Source organism: Embleya sp. NPDC055664 (genome assembly GCF_053618075.1).
Genome location: NZ_JBSHGZ010000004.1, coordinates 70,633 through 89,997, shown reverse-complemented (window position 1 = coordinate 89,997; position 19,365 = coordinate 70,633). Strand labels below are relative to the sequence as shown.

The following is a 19,365-nucleotide window of genomic DNA, read 5'->3' as shown; positions in this document are numbered from 1 at the left end:
CCATGCGCCCCTTCACCTACACCCGTCCGGACGAACCCGCGCACGCCTGGGCCGAGCTGGGCCCGGACGCGATGTACATCGCCGGCGGCACCAACCTCGTCGACCTGATGAAGTGCGGCGTGGCCGACCCCGCCCGACTGGTCGACATCGGCGGACTGCCGCTGGGCGGGATCGGGCCCGACGGCGACACGCTCCGGATCGGCGCCCTCGTTCGCAACAGCGACCTGGCCGGGCACCCGGTGGTGTCCGAGCGCCTGCCCGTGCTCGCCCAGGCCCTGCTCGCCGGCGCCTCGCCACAACTGCGCAACCTCGCCACACTCGGCGGCAACCTGATGCAGCGCACCCGGTGCGGCTACTTCCGCGACCCGTCGATGCCGTGCAACAAGCGGCTGCCGGAGAGCGGCTGCGCGGCGCTGGACGGCGACCACCGCGGCCATGCGGTGCTCGGGACGAGCGAGCGGTGCATCGCCACCCACCCGTCCGACCTCGCGGTGGCGCTGCTCGCGCTGGGTGCCCGGGTGCGGATCGACGGACCCGGCGGTCCGCGCGTGGAGCCGATCGACACCTTCCATCTGCCGCCGGGGGACACCCCCGAGCGGGAGACCACACTCGCGCACGGCGAGTTGATCACCGGGGTCGAGGTGCCGCTGACGGCACTGGGTGCCCATTCGTACTACCTCAAGGTGCGCGAGCGGGCCTCGTTCGCGTTCGCGATGTGCTCGGTGGCGGTCGCCCTGGACGTCCGCGAGGACACGGTTCACGACGCCCGGATCGTGCTCGGCGGCGTGGCGACCACGCCGTGGCGGGCGGGCGCGGCCGAGACGGCGCTGATCGGCGCGCCGCCGAGCACCGCCGCGTTCGCCCGGGCGGGGGAGGCGGCCACCGAGGGCGCCCGGCCGCTGCGCGACAACGGATACAAGGTCGAACTCATCCGTCGCGTCGTCGCTCGGGCGCTGACCACGCTGACCGCCGTGGAAGGGGACCGCGGATGAGCCCGGAGCAGCCGTGGATCGGCCGACCCCGGACGCGGGTCGACGGTCCGGTCAAGGTCACCGGTACCGCGATGTACACCGGCGACGTGGCCCTGCCCGATCTCGCCCACGCCGTGCTGCTGCAGAGCACCATCGCCAAGGGCCGGATCCTCGACATGGACGTCGCCGCCGCCGAGCACGCGCCTGGTGTGCTGGCCGTGTGCGCCTCCGACGGCTCGCTGGGCATCGGCCCGGTGGCGTCCTTCTATTCGGCGGACAACGGGCCGATGGGTGACGGCCGGACACCGCTGTCCGACCCGGTGGTCCACCACCACGGGCAGCATGTCGCGATGGTGGTCGCGGAGTCCCGGGAGCAGGCGTGGGCCGGCGCCGAGCTGATCCGGGTGCGCTATCGCGAACAGGCGCCACTGGCGCGGATCGAGGACGCCATCCCGCAGACCCCGCCGGGCCGCGAGGATGTGGTCCGGGGCGACCTGACCACGGGCCTGGCGGTGGCCGACGCGACGATCGAGGCGTACTACGAGACACCGCCGCAGCACATGAACGCGATGGAGCCGTGCACCACCACCGCGCGCTGGACGGGCAATCGGCTTACCGTCCACGACTCGACGCAGTACGTCTTCGGGGTACGCGCGGCGCTGGCCGAGGCATTCGGGCTGCGGCCCGAGGACGTGCGGGTGTTGTCCGGGTTCGTCGGCGGCGGCTTCGGCAGCAAGGGCACGGTGTGGCCGCACGTATTGCTCGCCGCGGCGGCGGCGCGGCTGGTCGGCCGACCGGTGCGCCTCGCGCTCACCCGGCCGCAGATGTTCACCTCCTGCGGCGTGCGCCCGCCCACCCGGCAGCGGGTGGTGCTCGGCGCGCGACGGGACGGCCGGTTGACCGCGATCGCCCACGACGGCACCACGGCGACGTCCTTCGGGGAGAACGTGGTGGAGAACATCGGCGCGACGACCGCGATGTTGTACGCCTGCCCGAACGTGACGATCCGTCAGCGCATCGCGCGGCTCGACATGCAGCCGCCGACCTTCCAGCGGGCGCCGGGCCGGGCCCCGGGATCGTTCGCGCTGGAGTCGGCCCTGGACGAGTTGGCCCACGAACTGGGCGTCGACCCGGTGGAGTTGCGGCTGTGCAACCACGCCGACACCGATCCCTCGTCGGGGCGGCCGTGGTCGAGCAAACACCTGCGCGAGTGTTACCGCCTGGGCGCCGAGCGGTTCGGCTGGGATCCGAACGACCGCACGCCCGGCACCCGTCGCGACGGCGATGTGCTGATCGGCAGCGGGATGGCGAGCGCGACCCACGAGATGGACCCGGGACGGGCCGCGGCCTACGCCGAACTGCGGGTCGACGGCACGGCCGTGGTGGGCGTCGCCTCGCACGAGATCGGCACCGGGACGTACACCGTCTTCGCGCAGATCGCCGCCGACGTGCTGGGCGTCGGGCCGGAGCGCATCTTCGTCCGGCTCGGCGACACCGAACTGCCCGAGGCGCCGCCCTCGATCGGCTCGCAGACCGTGGCCTACGTCGGCCCGGCGATCCGGCGGGCCTGCGAGGCGGTGCGCGACGACCTGCTGGCCGGTGCCCTGGGCGATCCGGAATCGCCGCTGTATCGGCGGGAGATCGGCACGATCGACTTCGGCCCCGACACCTTCGTGGGCGAGCTGTCCCGGATCGGCTCGCCGTCGATCTCGGCGATCGGCCACGCCCATCCGGACGCCGGATCGCCCTACGCCGTGCACTCGTTCGGTGCCCAGTTCGCCGAGGTCGCGGTGGACGCGCTGACCGGGACGGTGCGGGTGCGGCGGATGGTCGGCGCGTTCGACATCGGCCGGGTGATCAATCCGCGCACGGCGCGCAGCCAACTCATCGGCGGGATGACCTTCGGTCTGGCCCAGGCGTTGATGGAGGCGACCACGATCGACCCGCGCCGGGGACACGTGGTCGAACCGCATCTGGCGGGGTATCACCTGCCGGCGAACGCCGATGTCGGTGCGCTCGACGTGCTGTTCACGAATGTCCCGGACCCGCACATCGGCGACGTCGGCGCGCGCGGCGCGGGCGAGATCGGCGTGGTCGGCGCGGCGGCGGCGATCGCCAACGCGGTCTTCCACGCGACGGGGGTGCGGGTGCGCACGTTGCCGATCACCCCGGACCGGGTGGTGGAAGCCGGATCAGGGCTGGGGAGGGGGAACTTCGGCGAGTGACGGGGGTTTCCCGTCGGCGTCGGGCCGTTCGGCCGACGGGAGGGTGAACACGATGCGGGTACCGCCGGTGTACTCGGGGTCCAACCCGATCGTGCCGCCGTGGAATTCGACGATCTTCTTGCACATCGCCAGGCCCATGCCGTTGCCCGGATAGGCCTCGCGGGTGTGCAGGCGCTGGAAGATCACGAAGATCCGGTCGGCCTGGGCCGGATCGATGCCGATGCCGTCGTCGGTCACCGAGATCCGCCACATACCGTCCACCGCCTCGGCCTCGACCGCGACCCGGACCGGCCGGTCCGGCTTGCGGAACTTCACCGCGTTGGCGATCAGGTTCTGCACGACCAGGGAGAGCTGGGAGCGGTCGCCGCGCACGGTGGGCAGCGGATCGTGCCGGACCTCGGCGCCCGCGTCCCGGATGGCCAGATCCAGATCGCCGACCACCGTCTCGTACACGGCGTTCAGGTCCACCGCCGCGTCGGTCGCCGGACCTCGGCCCACCCGGGAGAAGGCGAGCAGGTCGTCGATCAGGGTCTGCATCCGCACCGCGCCGTCCACCGCGAAGTCCAGATAGCGGTCGGCCCGCTCGTCGAGTCGCCCGTGGTACCGCTTGTCCAGCAGACGGCAAAAGCTCGCGATCTTGCGCAATGGCTCCTGGAGGTCGTGCGAGGCGACGTAGGCGAACTGCTCCAAGTCGGAGTTGGAGCGGCGCAGTTCGGTGGCCTGCTCGTCCAGCCGGTGCCGGGCGTCGTGGGAGAACGCCAACTCGTCGGCGAGGCGGCGGCGCATCGCCTCCATCGCGTCGGCCAACGCGCGCAGGTCGGCGGGGCCGGTGGGGGTGATCTCATGTCGAAAGTCGCCCCCGGCCACCGCATTGGCGTCCGCCACCAGTCGGCTCATCGGCCGGGTCACGCCGTGCCGCAACCCCGCGAACACCATGATCGCACCTCCCACGACCACCAGGGCTATCCCGCTGAACACCCAGGTGCGCAGGTCGCGGACGTCCTGGAGGTCGGCCCTGGCGTTGTCGCGCTGCCGTTGGAGGCGGTGCAGCTGCTCGCGGGTGGCGGTGCGCAGCGCCGGGTAGGCGGAGGTGTCGGCGACGGCCGCGCGTACCTCCGCCGGCGGCTCGCTCCCGGGCGGGACGGCCAGCACGGGCCGGACCACCCGGTCCTGCCACGCCTGCGCGCGCTCCTGCACCACTCGCAGTTCGTTGCGCGCGGTCGGGTCGTCGCGCAACAACTCGCGCAGTACGGCCGCCTGTTCCTGCTCGGTGGCGCGGCCCGTCGCGTAGCCCTCCAGAAGCGAGGCGTCGCCGGTCCACACGTAGCCGCGCACCGCGGCGTCCTGGTCGGCGTACGCCGTCTCCAGGCGCACCGCGGCGATCAGCGCCGGCGAACTGTAGTCCACCAGCCGTCCGTTCACCGAGGTGGAATGGGTGAACACCCATGCGCCGAGCGCGGCCAGCAGGGCCGATACGACCAGCGTCGTGGAGACCCCGACAAGCAGCCAACGCCTGGTGTCCCAGGTGTGCCGCCGCGTTCCGGCCCCCGGCGCCCCCGACCCGGCGCCGACCCCCTCGTGTCGCTCCACCACACCGTCCCCATCGTGCCCATCGCGCCGAGCCCGCCGGCGGCGGGCCGGACATCGTGCGAGGACCGATACCTGCCCGAAACGGCGACCTTTGCACCTGCCGAGCGGCGGCGGATCAGGCGCCGGTGGAGGACCCCGGCCGGACGATCATCAAGACGGTCACGGTGGCCCAGAGCAGGTTGAACACACCCGTGAGCATGCCCAGGCGCACCGTGGCGCGGTGGAACGGGGACAACGGATCGGGGGCCACGGCCGTGGCGGTACCGGCCCCGCCGTCCGCCGTCCCGATGTCGGCCAGCAGCGCGCTCTGTCGGGGTAGCACCGCCAACCCGAGAACCGCGGCGGCGATCGCGGTCAACGCCATCGACACGATCAGCCACGCGTCGCCCACCACGTCCATCTGCAGGGCGACCCCCAACCCGAAGACCGGTACCACCACGCCGACGACCGCATAGACCCGACAGGTCCGATGCAGCGCGCGCACCACCGCCGCGGCCTGCTCGTCCTCCGGACGGGCCCGCGCCTTCCGGACGGCGGGCGGGAACATACTCGCGGCAACGGTCACCGGTCCGACCGCCAAAATCGCGGCAAGCACATGTACGGCAAGCAGAAACTTGGTCACCAGCCGAGGCTAAAACTCGCCCATGATCGGCACGAGTGGCAACGGTGCCACCCACCAACGGATTATCGCCAGGGGCTGCCGCGCCACAGGCGGGGGTGCGGCCTCAGCCCGTTTCGCCCCACCTGCGCTGCTCGTCCTCGACGATCCGCCGCACCGTCGTCTCGTCCGACACGTCGACCGCGTCCGGGCTGGCCTCCGCCAGGTCGCTGCGCCGCGCGTACGCGTCGAACAGCGCGGACTTCTCGGCCAGGATGTCGAGCATGCGCTGATCGACACTGTCCGGGGACAACAGGCGATGCACCTGGACCGCCCGGACCTGGCCCATGCGATTGACCCGCGCCTCGGCCTGCTGCTCCGTCGTGGGCTTGACCTGCGGTTCGCAGATCACCACGACCGAGGCCGCCTGCAGGTTCAGCCCGACTCCGCCGGCCTGGATCTGTGCGAGCAGCACCGCGTGGCCGGACACCGCGGAGAACTCGTCGACCATCTTCTGCCGGTGTGCCGCGGCCACCGCGCCGGTGATCGGCCCGAAGCAGCGTGGACCGTCGAGGGCGGCGCCCACCGTGGCCAGCACGTCCCGGAAGAAGGAGAACACCACCACCTTCAGGTCGATCTCGGCGGCCTCCGAGACCAGTTCGCGCAGCCGCTCCAGCTTGGCCGAGTCGTCGGCGCAGACGTACGCGGCCCGGCGCATCCGCATGAAGTTCCCGGCGGCCACCGCGTCGCGGTAGGCGTTTCGATCGGCGGCGCTGAACTCCTCCCACTCCTCGACGCGCAACAGTTCGGGGAGTTCGGTGAGTACGTCCTCCTGGTTGCGCCGCAGGTACGCGGGCGCCACGGCCATGCGGAAGGCGCGGGATCCCGCGAGCGCGTCCCGACCGTGGATCCCGGGGACCAGGTCGGGTTGCAACCGCTGGACGAGGGACCGGAATTCGGCGACCCGGTTCTCCATGGGGGTGCCGGTCAGGAACAGGACGTGCCCGGCGTGCTCGGTCCAGCCGGCCAGCGCCCGGGAGCGTCCGGTGTCGGGATTCTTCACATAGTGCGCCTCGTCCACCACGAGCATCCCCACGGCCGCTTCGGCGGTGGGCGCGGGGAGCGTCTTGAGCCCGTCGAAGGTGGTGATCGCGACACCGCCGGACTCCTGCCAGTGACCGAACGCCTCCACCCGGGTCCGGCCGTGCACGACTATGGGACGTAGCTTGCTGTGCTTGCGCACCTCGCGTTCCCAGTTGATCAGCACGCTGCTCGGGCACACCACCAGGAAACGGTGGTGACCGCCGGCGGCGAGGTGGGCGAGTGCCGCGATCGCCTGGACGGTCTTGCCGAGCCCCATCTCGTCACCGAGGATCGACCGACGCTGCCTGAGCGCGAACCGAGCCCCGAAGGACTGGTATCCGCGCAGTGAGGCGAGCAGAAGGGTCTCGTCCAGCGGTTGGGCGTTGACCCGTTCGGCGATCTCCGCGGGGATGAATCCCTCGGCCGCGTCCCGGTCCGGTACCCGGCCGGCGATCGTGTCGAGCAGGGCGTAGTAGTCCGCCGGGCGCTGCTCGAAGTCGCACCACGCCTCGAAGTCCGAACCGGGGACGCGCAACAGGTCGGTCGAGGCCTGGGCGAACAGCAGCGGCAGGTCGCGCTCGGCCGCGTCCGAGACCAGCGTGTGCAGTTCGGCGAGGGCCGCGGCAACCCGTTCCCGCTTGTCGGTTCGGGCGAACCACATCCGCAGCCGACTGCGACCCGGGCCGGCGGCGGCGCGCGGGGCGACCAGGCGCCCGGTGAGGTCCTCGGCGATCGCCGCCGTCCTGCGGGCCTCCGGGCCGGCCGCGACCAGGGTGTACAGCGCCCGGACCAGCGCGGTGATCTGCTCCGTGGGCCGGTCGGGGTCGATGCGGACCGTGACGGTGTCCTCGACTGCGCGGGCGATCCGCCGTGCGGCGCCGACGGCCTGGGCGGCGGTCTGCTCGCCGACGCCCGGCACCTGGCGCAGTCGGTACGGCGGCGCGTCGTACACGGCGCCGACCGTCGCAAATCCGGCCGCCTCCAGGGCGCCGAGGCGCAGTCGGCCGTCGGTGGCCTCGCGGAGCTGGTCGATCGGGATGCGGGCCAGCGCGGCGGCCACCAGTTCGGCGCGGAGCGGGGACAACGCCGAGCGCACCGCGTCGAGCGCCCCGGCCTGGTCGGTGGTGACGGTTCGGGCGGCGGTGTACAACGCCTCCGCCGCGGCCAGCACTTCCCGCGCGCGTCTGCCGCCGGCCGGTGCGCCGGCTGCCGGTTCGGCCGATCCCATCGAGTACTCCGCCCCATCCTGCTCGCTGCGACGGGGCATCCTCCCATGCCGCGCTCGAAATCCGGGGTTCGCGGACGTGGGGGCGGCCGGCGGGTGACAGTGGAGGGGCCGGGGTGCTTCGGGTGCTCCGGGCGCTCTGGGTGCTTCGTGTGCTGCGGGAGAGGGGTTGGTGGGTCGTGGCGAGTGGTGAAGGGGAGCGGGTGGAGGAGCCCTGGTGGAAGTCGGCGGTGGTCTATCAGATCTATCCGCGGAGTTTCGCGGACTCCGACGGGGACGGGATCGGGGATCTGGGCGGGATCCTGGCTCGGCTCGATCATCTGGTCGGGCTCGGGGTGGACGTCTTGTGGTTGTCGCCGGTGTATCCCTCGCCGCAGGACGACAACGGGTACGACATCAGCGACTACCAGGGCATCGAGCCGATGTTCGGTACGTTGGCCGACTTCGACCGGCTGACGGCGGCGGTACACGAGCGTGGGATGCGGCTGGTGATGGACCTCGTGGTCAACCACACCTCGGATGAGCACGCGTGGTTCCGGGAATCGCGTGAGGGGCCGAACAGCGCCAAACGGGACTGGTATTGGTGGCGCCAGGGGCGGCCGGAGCGCGGGGTCGTGGGGGAGGAGTCGGCGGCGCCGAACAACTGGGGGTCGTTCTTCTCCGGGTCGGCGTGGCAGTACGACGACGCGAGCGGGGAGTACTACCTGCATCTGTTCTCGCCGAAGCAGGCCGACCTGAACTGGGAGAACCCGGAGGTTCGCCAGGCGATTTACGCGATGATGCGCTGGTGGCTCGACCGCGGGGTGGACGGGTTCCGGATGGATGTGATCAACCTGATCTCGAAGCATCCGGACCTGCCGGACGGCGAGTCGACGGGCGACGGGCTGTACGGCGACGGGTCGCCGTACTACGTGTGCGGGCCCCGGGTGCACGAATACCTCGCGGAGATGCATCGTGAGGTTTTCGCCGATCGGCCGGAACGGGTGCTCACCGTGGGCGAGATGCCGGGGGTGACGTTGGAGGACGCGCGGCTGTTCACCGACCCGGCGCGCGGCGAGGTGGACATGGTCTTCCAGTTCGAGCACGTGGGGCTGGACTTCGGGCGGCACAAGTTCGACGTGCGGCCGCTGCGGCTGACCGCGCTCAAGGAGTCGTTGGGCCGCTGGCAGACGGGCCTGGCCGAGGTGGGCTGGAACAGCCTGTACTGGAACAACCACGACCAGCCCCGGGTGGTGTCCAGGTTCGGCGACGACGGGCCGCGATACCGGGTGCGTTCGGCGACGATGCTGGCCACCGTGCTGCACCTGCATCGGGGCACGCCCTACATCTACCAGGGCGAGGAACTGGGCATGACCAACGCGCCGTTCGCCTCGGTCGAGGACGTGCGGGACATCGAGGCGCTGGGCCATTACCGGCAGGCGATCCGGGCCGGCGAGGACCCGGAGCGGGTGCTGGACGGACTGCGTGCGCGGGGGCGGGACAACGCGCGTACGCCGATGCAGTGGGACACGTCCGGACACGCCGGATTCACCACGGGCACACCGTGGTTGCCGGTCAACCCGAACCACACCACGATCAACGCGGCGGCGGCGCGGGCCGACCCGGAGTCGGTGTACCACCACTACCGCCGACTGATCGCCCTGCGGCACAGTGAACCGACCGTCGTACACGGCGACTTCACGATGCTGTTGGCGGACGACGAACGGCTGTACGCGTTCACCCGGCGCTATCGCGACACCACGTTGCTGACGCTGGCCAACTTCACCGGCGAGCCGGTCGAGCTCCCGGCGGCGCTCGCGACCGAGTGGGCAACGGCGCCGCTCGTCCTCGGCAACGTGGGCACGTCGATCGACCCGACGACGCTGCAACCGTGGGAGGCCCGCGTACAGCGAAAGGGGTAGTCGGGCGTGTGGGGGATACTGGGGGTCTACCTAAGGAATCTCATGATTCGCAGGACCCGCATGACTCTCGGCATTCTCGGCTCCTCACTCAAGGAGAACGAGCACCGATTGCCGGTCCACCCGCTGCACGTCGAGCGGATCGCGCCGGACGTCCGCGAACACCTGTTCCTGGAGGAGGGCTACGGCGAACGTTTCGGCGTAGCCGACGCGGAACTCGTGCGGCACGTGGCCGGCCTGCTTCCACGTAAACGCCTGCTCGCGGAGAGTGACGTGGTGCTGCTGCCGAAACCGACCCACGAGGACGTGGCCGCGATGCGCGACGGCCAGGTGTTGTGGGGCTGGCCGCACTGTGTGCAGGATCCGATCATGACCCAGCTGGGCATCGATCGTAGGCTGACGATGATCGCGTGGGAGGAGATGAATCACTGGACCGCGACCGGCGCGTTCAGTGTCCACGTGTTCCACAAGAACAACGAACTCGCGGGCTACTGCTCGGTGTTGCATGCTCTCGCGCTCGGCGGCGCGACCGGCAGCTACGGCCGCCGGATGCGCGCGGCGGTGCTCAGCTTCGGCGCGACGGCGCGCGGCGCGGTGATAGCTCTGGAGGCGATGGGCATCTCGGACGTCACGGTGCTGACGGCGCGGGACGCGGTCGCGGTGGCGTCGCCGATGCCCTCGGTCGTGATGAGCCATTTCCGTTTCGGCGAGGACGACCCGTCGCGTCTGGAGGCGCTCACCGAGGACGGGCCGGTGCCGTTGGGCAGCCACCTCGCCGGCTACGACATCGTGGTGAACTGCATTCGGCAGGACACCGACGCGCCGTTGACGTTCGTACTGAACGAGGATCTGCCGGAGTATCGGCCCGGTTCGTTCTTCATCGACGTCTCCTGCGACGACGGCATGGGCTTCGAATGGGCCCACCCGACCACCTTCGACGCACCCGCCTTCACGGTCGGGGACAACTGCCACTACTACGCGGTCGACCACAGCCCGTCCTACCTGTGGGACTCCGCCACGTGGGAGATCAGCGAGGCCCTCATCCCCTACCTCGGCACGGTCATGGCCGGCCCGACCGCGTGGGACGCGGACGCGACCATCACCAACGCGATCGAAATGCGCGACGGCGTGATCCGAAACCCGAAGATCCTGACCTTCCAAAACCGCGCGACCGACTACCCACACGCACGGGCGGCGGGCGCGGGCGTCTAGGTCGGGGGGACTGTGCGGATTCGGGTGGTGGAGCGGGACGCGGGGGAGCCTCGGCGGGTCGTGTTCGGGTCGGATGTCGGTGGTGGGGTCGGCTACTGGAATGTCGGGCCGGACTTTCCGGATCAGGTGCCGATGGTGGGCGAGTGGTACGACGTCGAGGTCGATCCGGCGGACGAGGTGCTCGCGTGGACCCGGGTGCCGGCGGGTGACGTGACGGGATTTGCGCCGGTGGACGGAGGCGGGGTGGTCGTGTCCGGGGTGCTGGAGCGGGTCGAGCCGGGGGCTTCGTTGGTGGTGATGCGGCTCGGGCTCGGGCTGATGTCGATCGATGTGGCGTGCGGGGGCGAGGAGTTGGCCGTGGGGGATGTGATCCGGTTCGAGACGCCGTGGATCGAGGTGTGGCCGTATCTGCCGTGAGGGGTGAGCGCGCCGACGGGGTCCGGGCCGGGGGCGGCGTGGGGTGGGTCGTAGGGTCGGTTCGCCTTGGTCGTTGCCTGGAAGGGATGTTTGGGTCGTGCGTCTTGCGTTTGCCGGGTTCGCCCACAGTCACCCGTTCACCGATGCCGGGGTGGCTCGGGATCTGGGGGTGGGCGAAATCGACGGGTGGGACGGTGGTGAGCCCGGGCGGTTTGCGGCGTTTCGGAAGCTGCATACGTGTGAGCCGGCCGCCTCGCTTGCCGAACTGATCGCTCGGCGGCCCGACGCGGTGGTGGTGACGGTGCGGCCGGCCCTGATCGCGGCGACCGTGGCGCGGGTGTTGCGGGCCGGGCTGCCCTGCTTCGTGAACAAGCCGGCTGCTGCCTCGGCGAGTGCGCTGGCCGAGTTGGACCGGGCCGTGGCGGGGCACGAGGAGCGCTTCCTGACCTCGTCCGTGTTGCGCTTCGCGCCCGCCGTGGTGGACCTGGCCGAACGCCTGGCGGGGCGACGGGTGCTCGGGGCGCGGGCGTTGGTCCGGCACGACATCGCGGGCTTCCTGACGCCGGAGCGGGCCTGGCAGGACGATCCGGCCGAGGGCGGCGGCACGCTGGTCTCGCTCGGCCTGCACGGCGCCGAACTCCTCGACGCGGTGGCCGGTCCGGGTGCGCGGGCGGTGGCGGCGAGCCGGTCGGTGCTGGTGCATCCGGCCACCCGCTCCGAGGACACGGGCACGATCCTGGTCGGCTGGCCGGACGGGCGGCCGGGCACGATCGAGGTGTCCGGGGCGGGCGGCGAGGAGGTGTACGAGGTGGCGGTGCAGACCGAGGACGGGGTACACACCACCCGCCTCGGCGGCGCTCCCGACTGGCAGGAGGCGCTGGGCTACCGCGCCACGATGCGCACGATCCTGGCCATGGCGGGCGGCGCGGCGTCGCCGTTGCCGTGGTCGCGGAGCAGGGCGGTCCTGGAGTGCGCCGTCGACGCGGCGACGATGGCGCGGGCCTGACCGGGCCGCCGCGTCACGGGCGCGTGGTGGTGGCCAGGCGCAGGATGGGCAGCGAGGCCAGGAGCACGATCGGCAGGAGCAGGAACGCGGTACGGACCGGCATCAGGTCGGTGGCCACGCCGAGCAGGAACGGCGCACCTCCGGCGGCCAGGGTGGTGGCCCCGGCGAGCCGGGAGACGGCCAGGTCGGTGCGGCCGCCCGCCGCGCGGATCGCCGTCGCGGTGGCGAGGGGGAACTGTACGGACAGGCCCAGGCCGGACAGGAACAGGCCGGTATAGCCGAGCCACGGCACCGAGGCCGTCCAGAACACCACGAAGCCGACCAGGTTGACCGCGACGGCCCCGCCGTACAGCCGATCCAGCGGCACCCGCAACACCAGCCGCCCGCCCGCCAGTCGACCCAGACACAGGCCGGCCACCACGGCGGTCATCGCGGTGGCGGCGGCGCTCTCCGACATCCCGGTGCGATCGCGCAACAGCGTGGAGGCCCACAACGACAACGAGAACTCCACCGCCACCGAGCACACCGTCAACAACCAGGCCCACCAGTAGGCGGCCGGCAGGCCCCGGGCCGGCGGCCGTTCGTCCTCGGTCGCTGTCTCCCGGTGGTCCGGTGCCGGGCGGGCCGGCGGGTGCGGATCCGGGATCGGGGTTCGGCCGTACACCAGGGCCAGGGCGGCGAAGAGCACCGGGACCACGACCATGGCCCAGCGCCAGCCGGGGCCGGAGGAGTCCATCACACCGATCAGCAGCGGGGCGGCCGTACCCACGCCGGCGGCCAGGCCGTTGGCCTCGCTGAGCGCGCTCGGCCCGGCGATCGGGCCGTGGTGGTCGGCCAGCGCCGTACCCGCCACGTTCACCACCAGGAACGCACCGAACCCGCACAGCAGCGCCGCGCTCAACGACACGGCCGGGGTATCCGCCGCGCAGTACGCGAGCACCCCCAGACACAGCACCACACACCCGGTCCACAACGTGCGCCCACGCCCGAAGCGGCGCATCGGCCGGTCGCCGAGCAGGGCGATCAACACGCCTGCCGCCGCATAGGCCGTACTGTGCAGCGCGGCCACGGCGTTGCTCACGCCCAGTTCGTCGCCGAGCAGCGTGACGGAGGGGCCGAAGCAGTACAGGAAGTAGCCGAACGCGGCCATGTGCAGGTACAGCGACCAGGTCGCCCGGTCGCGGACCAGCCCCGGCGCGGAGCCGTCGATCACGCGAGATCGCCCACAGTCGTCCCCATCCGCATCGTGTGGGCCCCGTCGCGGATGAACCCGCCCCGCCCGGATCGTATGCGATCCACATGAACACCCGATGCCCAAACGACCACAGAACCCGGACCCGGGCCGCACGGTCACGCCCCCGCGCTCCGAAGCCGGCCGGTGCGACGCCCGCCCGACGCCCCGGCCACCCCCGGACGGCCCGACCCGGACCGTCCACCCCCGTCCCCCCGCCCCGTCCCCCCGCCCCGTCCTCCCGGTCCCGCCCATCCCCCCGACACCGACCGCCCGCTCAGCCCACCCCCGCCGACCACCCCTCACGCAGGCGTCGCTCCGCCGCCCCGCCCTCGTCCACCGGCGCCCGCCCCTCGCCGCGCAGGCGATCGAGCCCGAGCAGGGCCGCACCCACCACCGGGGGGTCCGACGCGACCTTCAGGACCGCCCTCGGCGCGACCTCCAGCACCCGCCGCGCCACCGCCGCCATCAACAGCGGCGGCTCCGCGGCCAGCACGCCGCCGCCGAGGACCACATCGGCCGCCTCGCCCAGCAGGTCCAGCCGACCCAGCGCCGTCACCGCCAGTACCGCGATCTCGGCCGCCTGCCGCTCGACCACCTCGCCCGCCACCGGATCGCCCGCCGCGGCCACCCGGAACAACAACGGAACCAGCTCGTGCAGCCGCTCGGCCGGCAGCTCACCGAGGTGCACCGCCTCGGCCACCGCGGTCGCCGACGGCAGACCGAAGTGCTCGGACGTGGCCGCGGCCAGCGCCGTGGCCGGCCCCCGACCGTCCTCGGCCCGCACCGACGACCACATCACCTCCTCCATCAGGCCGATCCCGCCGCCCCAGTCGCCGGTCATCCGCCCGAGCGCCGGGAAGCGCGCGGTACGCCCATCCGGCAGCAGGCCCACGCAGTTGATCCCCGCGCCGCACACCACCGCGACCCCGCGCGGCGCATTCGTGCCCGAACGCAGCACCGCGAACGTGTCGTTCCCGACGGTGACCGTGCGGCTCCACCCCCGATCCTCGAACTCCTTGCGCAGCCGCAACTCCTCCACCGGCAGGTCGATGTTGGCCAGATAGGCCGCGACATGCTCCACCGGCCCGACCCCAGCCGCCGCGCGCAGCACCTCCTCGACCAGTTCGGCAACCGCCTCCGCCGCCGCGTCGTGGCCGAGCACGTACGGCTTGTAGCCCGGCCCGCGCGCCCTGCCCCAGACCCGACCGTCCGCGTCGACCACCGCGACATCGGTCTTCGAATTGCCCGCGTCGATCGCGAGCACGGCCGGGGCCGGCCCGGGCGAGGCGCCCCCGGTCACCGCGCCCACGGAAGGTGCTCCTTGCCCGCGGCAAGGAGCCGATCGGTGAGCGACTCGGCGATGTCGTACTGCCCGACCAGCGGGTGCGCCAACAACGCGGTGAACACCCGGTCCCGCCCGCCGCGCAGCGCCGCGTCCAGGGCCAACTCCTCGTACGCCGCGACATGCGCGATCAGCCCGGCCTGCAACGGCCCCACCGGCGCCACCGGCAGCGGCGTCGCCCCGTTCGCGTCGACCCGGGACTGCACCTCGATCACCGCGTCGTCCGGCAAAAACGGCAGGATGCCGTTGTTGCGCACGTCGGCGACCTGGATCCGGGACGCCTCGTCGGCGCCCTTGCCCATCAGCGCGGCGACCAGCGCCACCGCCGCCTCCGAGTAGTACGCCCCGCCCCGGCGCTCCAACAGCTCCGGCTTGGTGTCCAGGGTCGGATCCTTGTACAGCTCGAGCAGTTCGCGCTCGATCGCGGCCACCTCCTCGGCCCGCGAACCGGTGTGCCGCTGCGCGGAGACCACCGCGTCGTGCGCGTAGAAGTAGCGCAGGTAGTAGGAGGGCACCGTGTTCTGCCGGTACATCAGATCCACCGGCAATTCGATGTCCGCCGCGATCGTGGCCCCGTGCTCGGCCAGCAGACGCGGCAGCAGGTCCGGCCCGGGCGCGCCCAGGTCGTCCAGCACGTGGATGCCCCGCTCCCAGGTCAGGTGGTTGAGCCCGACATGGTCCAGGCGCAGCCGATCCGGCGCGACGTCCAACAACGCGGCGAACCGCCGCTGGAAGGTGATCGCGACGTTGCACAGCCCCACCGCACGATGGCCCGCGTCGAGCAGTGCCCGGGTGACGATGCCCACCGGGTTGGTGAAGTCCACGATCCACGCGTCGGGGGCGACCCGGCGGACCCGCTCGGCCGCGTCCAGCACCACCGGCACCGTGCGCAGCGCCTTGGCCAAACCGCCCGCCCCGGTGGTCTCCTGCCCCACGCAGCCGCAGTCCAGCGGCCACGCCTCGTCCTGCGCCCGGGCCTGCTGACCGCCCACCCGGAGCTGGAAGAGCACCGCGTCGGCGCCCTCCGCTCCCGCGTCCAGGTCGTCGGTCAGCACCACCCGGGCCGGGTGTCCGTAGCGGGCCAGGATTCGGCGGACCACCGCGCCGACCGACTCCAGGCGTTGCACCACCGGGTCCACGAGCACGAGTTCGTCGACCGGCAGGGTCTCGCGCAACCGGCCGAGGCCGTCCGCGAGTTCGGGAGTGTAGGTGGACCCACCGCCCACCACCGCAAGCTTCAACCCTTTACTCCCGTCAATGTCACGCCCTCGATGAACGCCTTCTGCGCGAAGAAGAACACGAGGATCACCGGCGCCATCACCAAGAGGGTGGCGGCCATCATGAGATTCCAATTGACCTGATGCGCGCCCTTGAACGACTCCAGGCCGTACGACAACGTCCACGCGCCCGGATTCTCCGAGGCGTACACCTGTGGACCGAAGTAGTCGTTCCAGCAGTAGAAGAACTGGAACAGCGCCACCGCCGCGATCGCCGGCCGGATCATCGGCAACACGATCGAGATCAGGATGCGCAGCTCGCCGCACCCGTCCACCCGGGCCGCGTCCAGGTATTCGGACGGGATGGTGAGCAGGAACTGGCGCAGCAGGAAGATGGTGAACGCGTCGCCGAAGGCCATCGGGATGATCAGCGGCCACAACGTCCCGGTCAGGTGCATCTGCTTGGCCCAGAAGATGTACATCGGGATGACGATCACCTGGGGCGGCAACATCATCGACGAGATCACCAGCATCAGCGCCACGCCCCGGAAGCGGAACCGGAACTTGGCCAGCGCGTAGGCCACCGGCAGGCTGGAGACCACGGTGAACAGGGTGCCGAGCCCGGCGTACATCAGCGTGTTGCGCCACCACGTGCCGAAGCCGGGGGTTTTCATCACCTCGGTGTAGTTGCCCCACTCCCACGACGTGGGCCACAGATGGCTGGTCAGCGCCTGTTTGTCGGACATCACCGAGGTCAGGAACAGGAACACGAACGGAAGGATGAAGAACAGCACGGCGGTGACGGCGAGCGTGTGCACGCCGATCCAGCTCAGTACACGCTTGCGCCGATGCGGCTGCGCCGGTGTCCGGGCGGGCGCGGGCGGCGGCACGACGCCGGCCGCCTCGGCCGTGACGGTCTGGGCCATGTAACCGATCCCTTCTGGGCACGGTGGATCGTCGAACTCGGGTTTTCGGCAGGGAGGTTCGAGGACGGGCGGGGCGGTCGTGGCGCCTTCGGCGGCGCCGGCCGCCGCCGCGCTCAGTCGTCGTCCAACAACCCCGACCGCCGCCGAAGCAGCACGAAGGTGAATGCCATCGCGATGGCGAACAGGATCAGCGAGATCACGCACGCCGCACCGGTGTTGAAGGTGGAGAACCCTTCCTGGTACACGAGTTGCGGCAGCGTCAGGGTGGTGCCCTGCGGATAGCCCGGCTCGAACGGCTGACCGGAGTTGCCGATGATGCCGCTGGCGACCTTCCCGGCGACCATCGCCTGCGTGTAGTACTGCATCGTTTGGATCACCCCGGTGACCACCGCGAACAGCACCACCGGCGTGATCGCCGGCCACGTGACGTAGCGGAACTTCTGCCAGGGCCCGACGCCGTCCAACTCGGCCGCCTCGTACTGCTCGCGCGGCACGTCGAGCAGTGACGCGGTGAAGATCACCAGCAGGTCGCCGATGCCCCACAGGGCGAGCAGGGTGAGCGCGGGCTTGGACCAGTCCGGGTCGGTGAACCAGCCCGGCTGTGGCAGTCCGGCGTCGCCGAGCAGGTTGTTCACCGGCCCGGTACCGGGGTTGAGCAGGAACGCGAAGCCGATCGTGGCGGCCACCGGCGGCGCCAGATACGGCAGATAGGACAGCGTACGGAACAGCCCGGATCCGCGCTTGAGCCGGATCGCCAGCATGCCCAGAGCGAGCCCGAAGATCACCCGCAGGGTGACCATCACCACGACCAGCCACAACGTGTTGCGCAACGCCTGCCACAGCGCCGGGTAGTCGTTGAAGACGTAGTTCCAGTTGCGGGTGCCCACCCACACGGGCGGGTTGATCAGGTCGTAGCGCGTGAACGAGTAGTACACGGTCGCGCCGAGCGGATACGCGAAGAAGACCGAGAAGCCGATCAGCCACGGGGACAGGAACGCGAGCGTGCGCAGGTTCCGCCGGCGGCGCTGCCTGCGCAGCGCCGCCGGGACCTTCGCCGCCGCGGGGGCGGTCGTGGTCATCGGATCACTGGACCTGGGCCACGTCGGTGTCGATCTGCTTGTCCAGATCGGCCAGACCCTTGCTCGGGTCGCCACCCCCGCCGGCCTCCCACTTGTACGCGAACTCCTGGAAGGTCACCTGGTACTTGCCGCCGTTGGGGCTGGCGGGCGTGGTGTTGCTCGCGGGGTGCTTGAACGCGTCGATGAACGGCTTGAAGTGCTCGTCGTTCGCCAGCGGCGACGCGGCCAGCGCGGCATTGGTGGTCGGCACGTTGTGGATCGCCCCGGCGAGCTGGTTCAGCGCGTCGGTGTCGGTCGTCACGAACTTGACGAACTCCCAGGCGGCGCGCTGGTGGTGGCTGGACTTGGCGATGCCGATGGTGGTGCCGGTCAGGTAGCTGCGGCCGTACTTGTCCAGCTGGTCGTCCGGGACCGGGAACGGCGCGGTGCCGTAGTTCAGGTTCGGCGCGTCCTTCGCGATCATCGCGGTGCGCCACTCGCCGTCCATGGTCATCGCGAGCTTGCCGCTCATGAACGGGTTCTCCGCGGAGAACTCCTCACCGAAGGTGGTGCGGAACTTCTCCAGCTTGTCGAACCCGCCCTGGCTCTCCACGAATTGCCTCTGCCAGTTGAGGAACTGCGGGACGCCCGGGTCCTTGGACAGGGCCGACTTGCCGTCGGGCGTCTGGTAGGTCGGACCGTACTGGGCGAGCACGTGCGCCGGGGTGAACTCGTAGGCGTGGAAGGTGGGCAGGAAGCCCGCGACCTTGAAGGTGCCGTCGCCGTTGAGCTGGTTGAGCTTCTTCGCGGTCGCGATGAGTTCGCTCATCGTCTTCGGCGGCCCCGCGATGCCCGCCGCGGCGAACATGTCCTTGTTGTAGTAGAGCCCGTAGGAATCCGCGAGCAGGGGCAGCGCACACCGCTTGCCCTGGAACTGGGTGTAGTCCATCACCGCCTTCGGGAAGGTGGTGGTGGGATCGATGTTGGACTGGGCCAGCCACGGCGCGAGGTCGAGCCACGAGCCCGACGAACAGAACTGGCCGACGTTGTCCGTGGTGAACGAGGACACCACGTCCGGGCCCTTGCCCGAGCGGATGCCCTGGGTGATCTTGTCGTCCGTCACGTTGGAGACGATCTTGACCGTGATGTTCGGGTGCGACGCGTTGAACTTGGCGACCAGGTCCTTGACCGCCTTGGTCTCGCTCTCGGCGCTCCAGCCGTGCCAGAAGGTGATGGTGACCTTCTTGTCGGGCGCCTCCGAGGCGCCGGTGCCGGACCCCGAGCCGCCGTCGTCGCCGGCGCACGCGGAGGCCATCAGGGCGAGCGTGGCGGCGCACGCGAGGGTCGTGAGGGAACGACGGAG

Annotated in this window: 15 protein-coding genes; 6 read left to right on the top strand and 9 right to left on the bottom strand. The window is 71.2% G+C overall.

Features of this window, described 5'->3' with window-relative positions; genetic code table 11:
• Positions 1–2: 2 nt before the first annotated feature.
• Positions 3–992, top strand: coding sequence for an FAD binding domain-containing protein (locus ACWGR4_RS08340; RefSeq protein WP_379997947.1), 990 nt, complete (start codon positions 3–5; stop codon positions 990–992).
• Positions 989–3,196 carry a xanthine dehydrogenase family protein molybdopterin-binding subunit gene (locus tag ACWGR4_RS08335; RefSeq protein ID WP_452128891.1) on the top strand — a complete coding sequence of 736 codons (2,208 nt, stop codon included), beginning with the start codon at positions 989–991 and terminating at the stop codon, positions 3,194–3,196. Before ACWGR4_RS08340 ends, ACWGR4_RS08335 begins: the two co-directional genes overlap by 4 nt.
• On the opposite strand, the gene ACWGR4_RS08330 is transcribed toward ACWGR4_RS08335, so the two are convergent.
• The 3 genes from ACWGR4_RS08330 to ACWGR4_RS08320 all read right to left on the bottom strand — a co-directional run bounded on the left by ACWGR4_RS08330 (position 3,164) and on the right by ACWGR4_RS08320 (position 7,695).
• Positions 3,164–4,786, bottom strand: a complete 1,623-nt coding sequence (locus ACWGR4_RS08330) for a sensor histidine kinase (RefSeq protein WP_452128892.1) — start codon at positions 4,784–4,786, stop codon at positions 3,164–3,166. The genes ACWGR4_RS08335 and ACWGR4_RS08330 overlap by 33 nt on opposite strands.
• A gap of 115 nt (positions 4,787–4,901) precedes the next feature.
• Positions 4,902–5,408 (bottom strand): hypothetical protein, encoded by a 507-nt coding sequence (locus ACWGR4_RS08325; RefSeq protein ID WP_452128893.1) that lies wholly within the window; start codon positions 5,406–5,408, stop codon positions 4,902–4,904.
• 103 nt (positions 5,409–5,511) lie between these two features.
• Positions 5,512–7,695: a DEAD/DEAH box helicase gene (locus ACWGR4_RS08320; RefSeq protein ID WP_452128894.1), complete on the bottom strand. Its 2,184-nt coding sequence runs from the start codon at positions 7,693–7,695 to the stop codon at positions 5,512–5,514.
• A gap of 200 nt (positions 7,696–7,895) precedes the next feature.
• On the opposite strand from ACWGR4_RS08320, the gene ACWGR4_RS08315 reads away from it, so the two are divergent.
• From ACWGR4_RS08315 to ACWGR4_RS08300, 4 genes are all read left to right on the top strand, one after another.
• The gene (locus tag ACWGR4_RS08315) at positions 7,896–9,593 is read left to right on the top strand and encodes a glycoside hydrolase family 13 protein (RefSeq protein ID WP_452128895.1); all 1,698 of its coding nucleotides are present in this window, start codon (positions 7,896–7,898) and stop codon (positions 9,591–9,593) included.
• Between the two features lie 42 nt (positions 9,594–9,635).
• Positions 9,636–10,802 carry a N(5)-(carboxyethyl)ornithine synthase gene (locus ACWGR4_RS08310; RefSeq protein ID WP_439674141.1) on the top strand — a complete coding sequence of 389 codons (1,167 nt, stop codon included), beginning with the start codon at positions 9,636–9,638 and terminating at the stop codon, positions 10,800–10,802.
• Positions 10,803–10,862: 60 nt separating this feature from the next.
• A complete protein-coding gene (locus ACWGR4_RS08305; protein WP_452128897.1) occupies positions 10,863–11,219 on the top strand; it encodes a hypothetical protein in 357 nt (118 codons plus the stop codon).
• Positions 11,220–11,316: 97 nt separating this feature from the next.
• The gene (locus tag ACWGR4_RS08300) at positions 11,317–12,225 is read left to right on the top strand and encodes a Gfo/Idh/MocA family protein (RefSeq protein WP_452128898.1); all 909 of its coding nucleotides are present in this window, start codon (positions 11,317–11,319) and stop codon (positions 12,223–12,225) included.
• Positions 12,226–12,238: 13 nt separating this feature from the next.
• Here ACWGR4_RS08300 and ACWGR4_RS08295 read toward each other — a convergent pair whose 3' ends face one another.
• The 6 genes from ACWGR4_RS08295 to ACWGR4_RS08270 all read right to left on the bottom strand — a co-directional run bounded on the left by ACWGR4_RS08295 (position 12,239) and on the right by ACWGR4_RS08270 (position 19,317).
• Positions 12,239–13,438, bottom strand: coding sequence for an MFS transporter (locus tag ACWGR4_RS08295; RefSeq protein WP_452128899.1), 1,200 nt, complete (start codon positions 13,436–13,438; stop codon positions 12,239–12,241).
• A gap of 295 nt (positions 13,439–13,733) precedes the next feature.
• Positions 13,734–14,768, bottom strand: coding sequence for an N-acetylglucosamine kinase (locus ACWGR4_RS08290; protein WP_379997927.1), 1,035 nt, complete (start codon positions 14,766–14,768; stop codon positions 13,734–13,736).
• On the bottom strand, positions 14,756–16,042 hold the full coding sequence (locus ACWGR4_RS08285) for a family 4 glycosyl hydrolase (protein ID WP_379997925.1): 1,287 nt from the start codon (positions 16,040–16,042) through the stop codon (positions 14,756–14,758). Before ACWGR4_RS08285 ends, ACWGR4_RS08290 begins: the two co-directional genes overlap by 13 nt.
• The gene (locus tag ACWGR4_RS08280; protein WP_379997922.1) at positions 16,039–16,944 is read right to left on the bottom strand and encodes a carbohydrate ABC transporter permease; all 906 of its coding nucleotides are present in this window, start codon (positions 16,942–16,944) and stop codon (positions 16,039–16,041) included. Before ACWGR4_RS08280 ends, ACWGR4_RS08285 begins: the two co-directional genes overlap by 4 nt.
• Positions 16,945–17,057: 113 nt before the next feature.
• Positions 17,058–18,023, bottom strand: coding sequence for a carbohydrate ABC transporter permease (locus tag ACWGR4_RS08275; RefSeq protein ID WP_379997920.1), 966 nt, complete (start codon positions 18,021–18,023; stop codon positions 17,058–17,060).
• 4 nt (positions 18,024–18,027) lie between these two features.
• Entirely contained in the window at positions 18,028–19,317 is a 1,290-nt protein-coding gene (locus ACWGR4_RS08270) for an ABC transporter substrate-binding protein (protein WP_452128913.1), read from the bottom strand.
• Positions 19,318–19,365 lie beyond the last annotated feature (48 nt).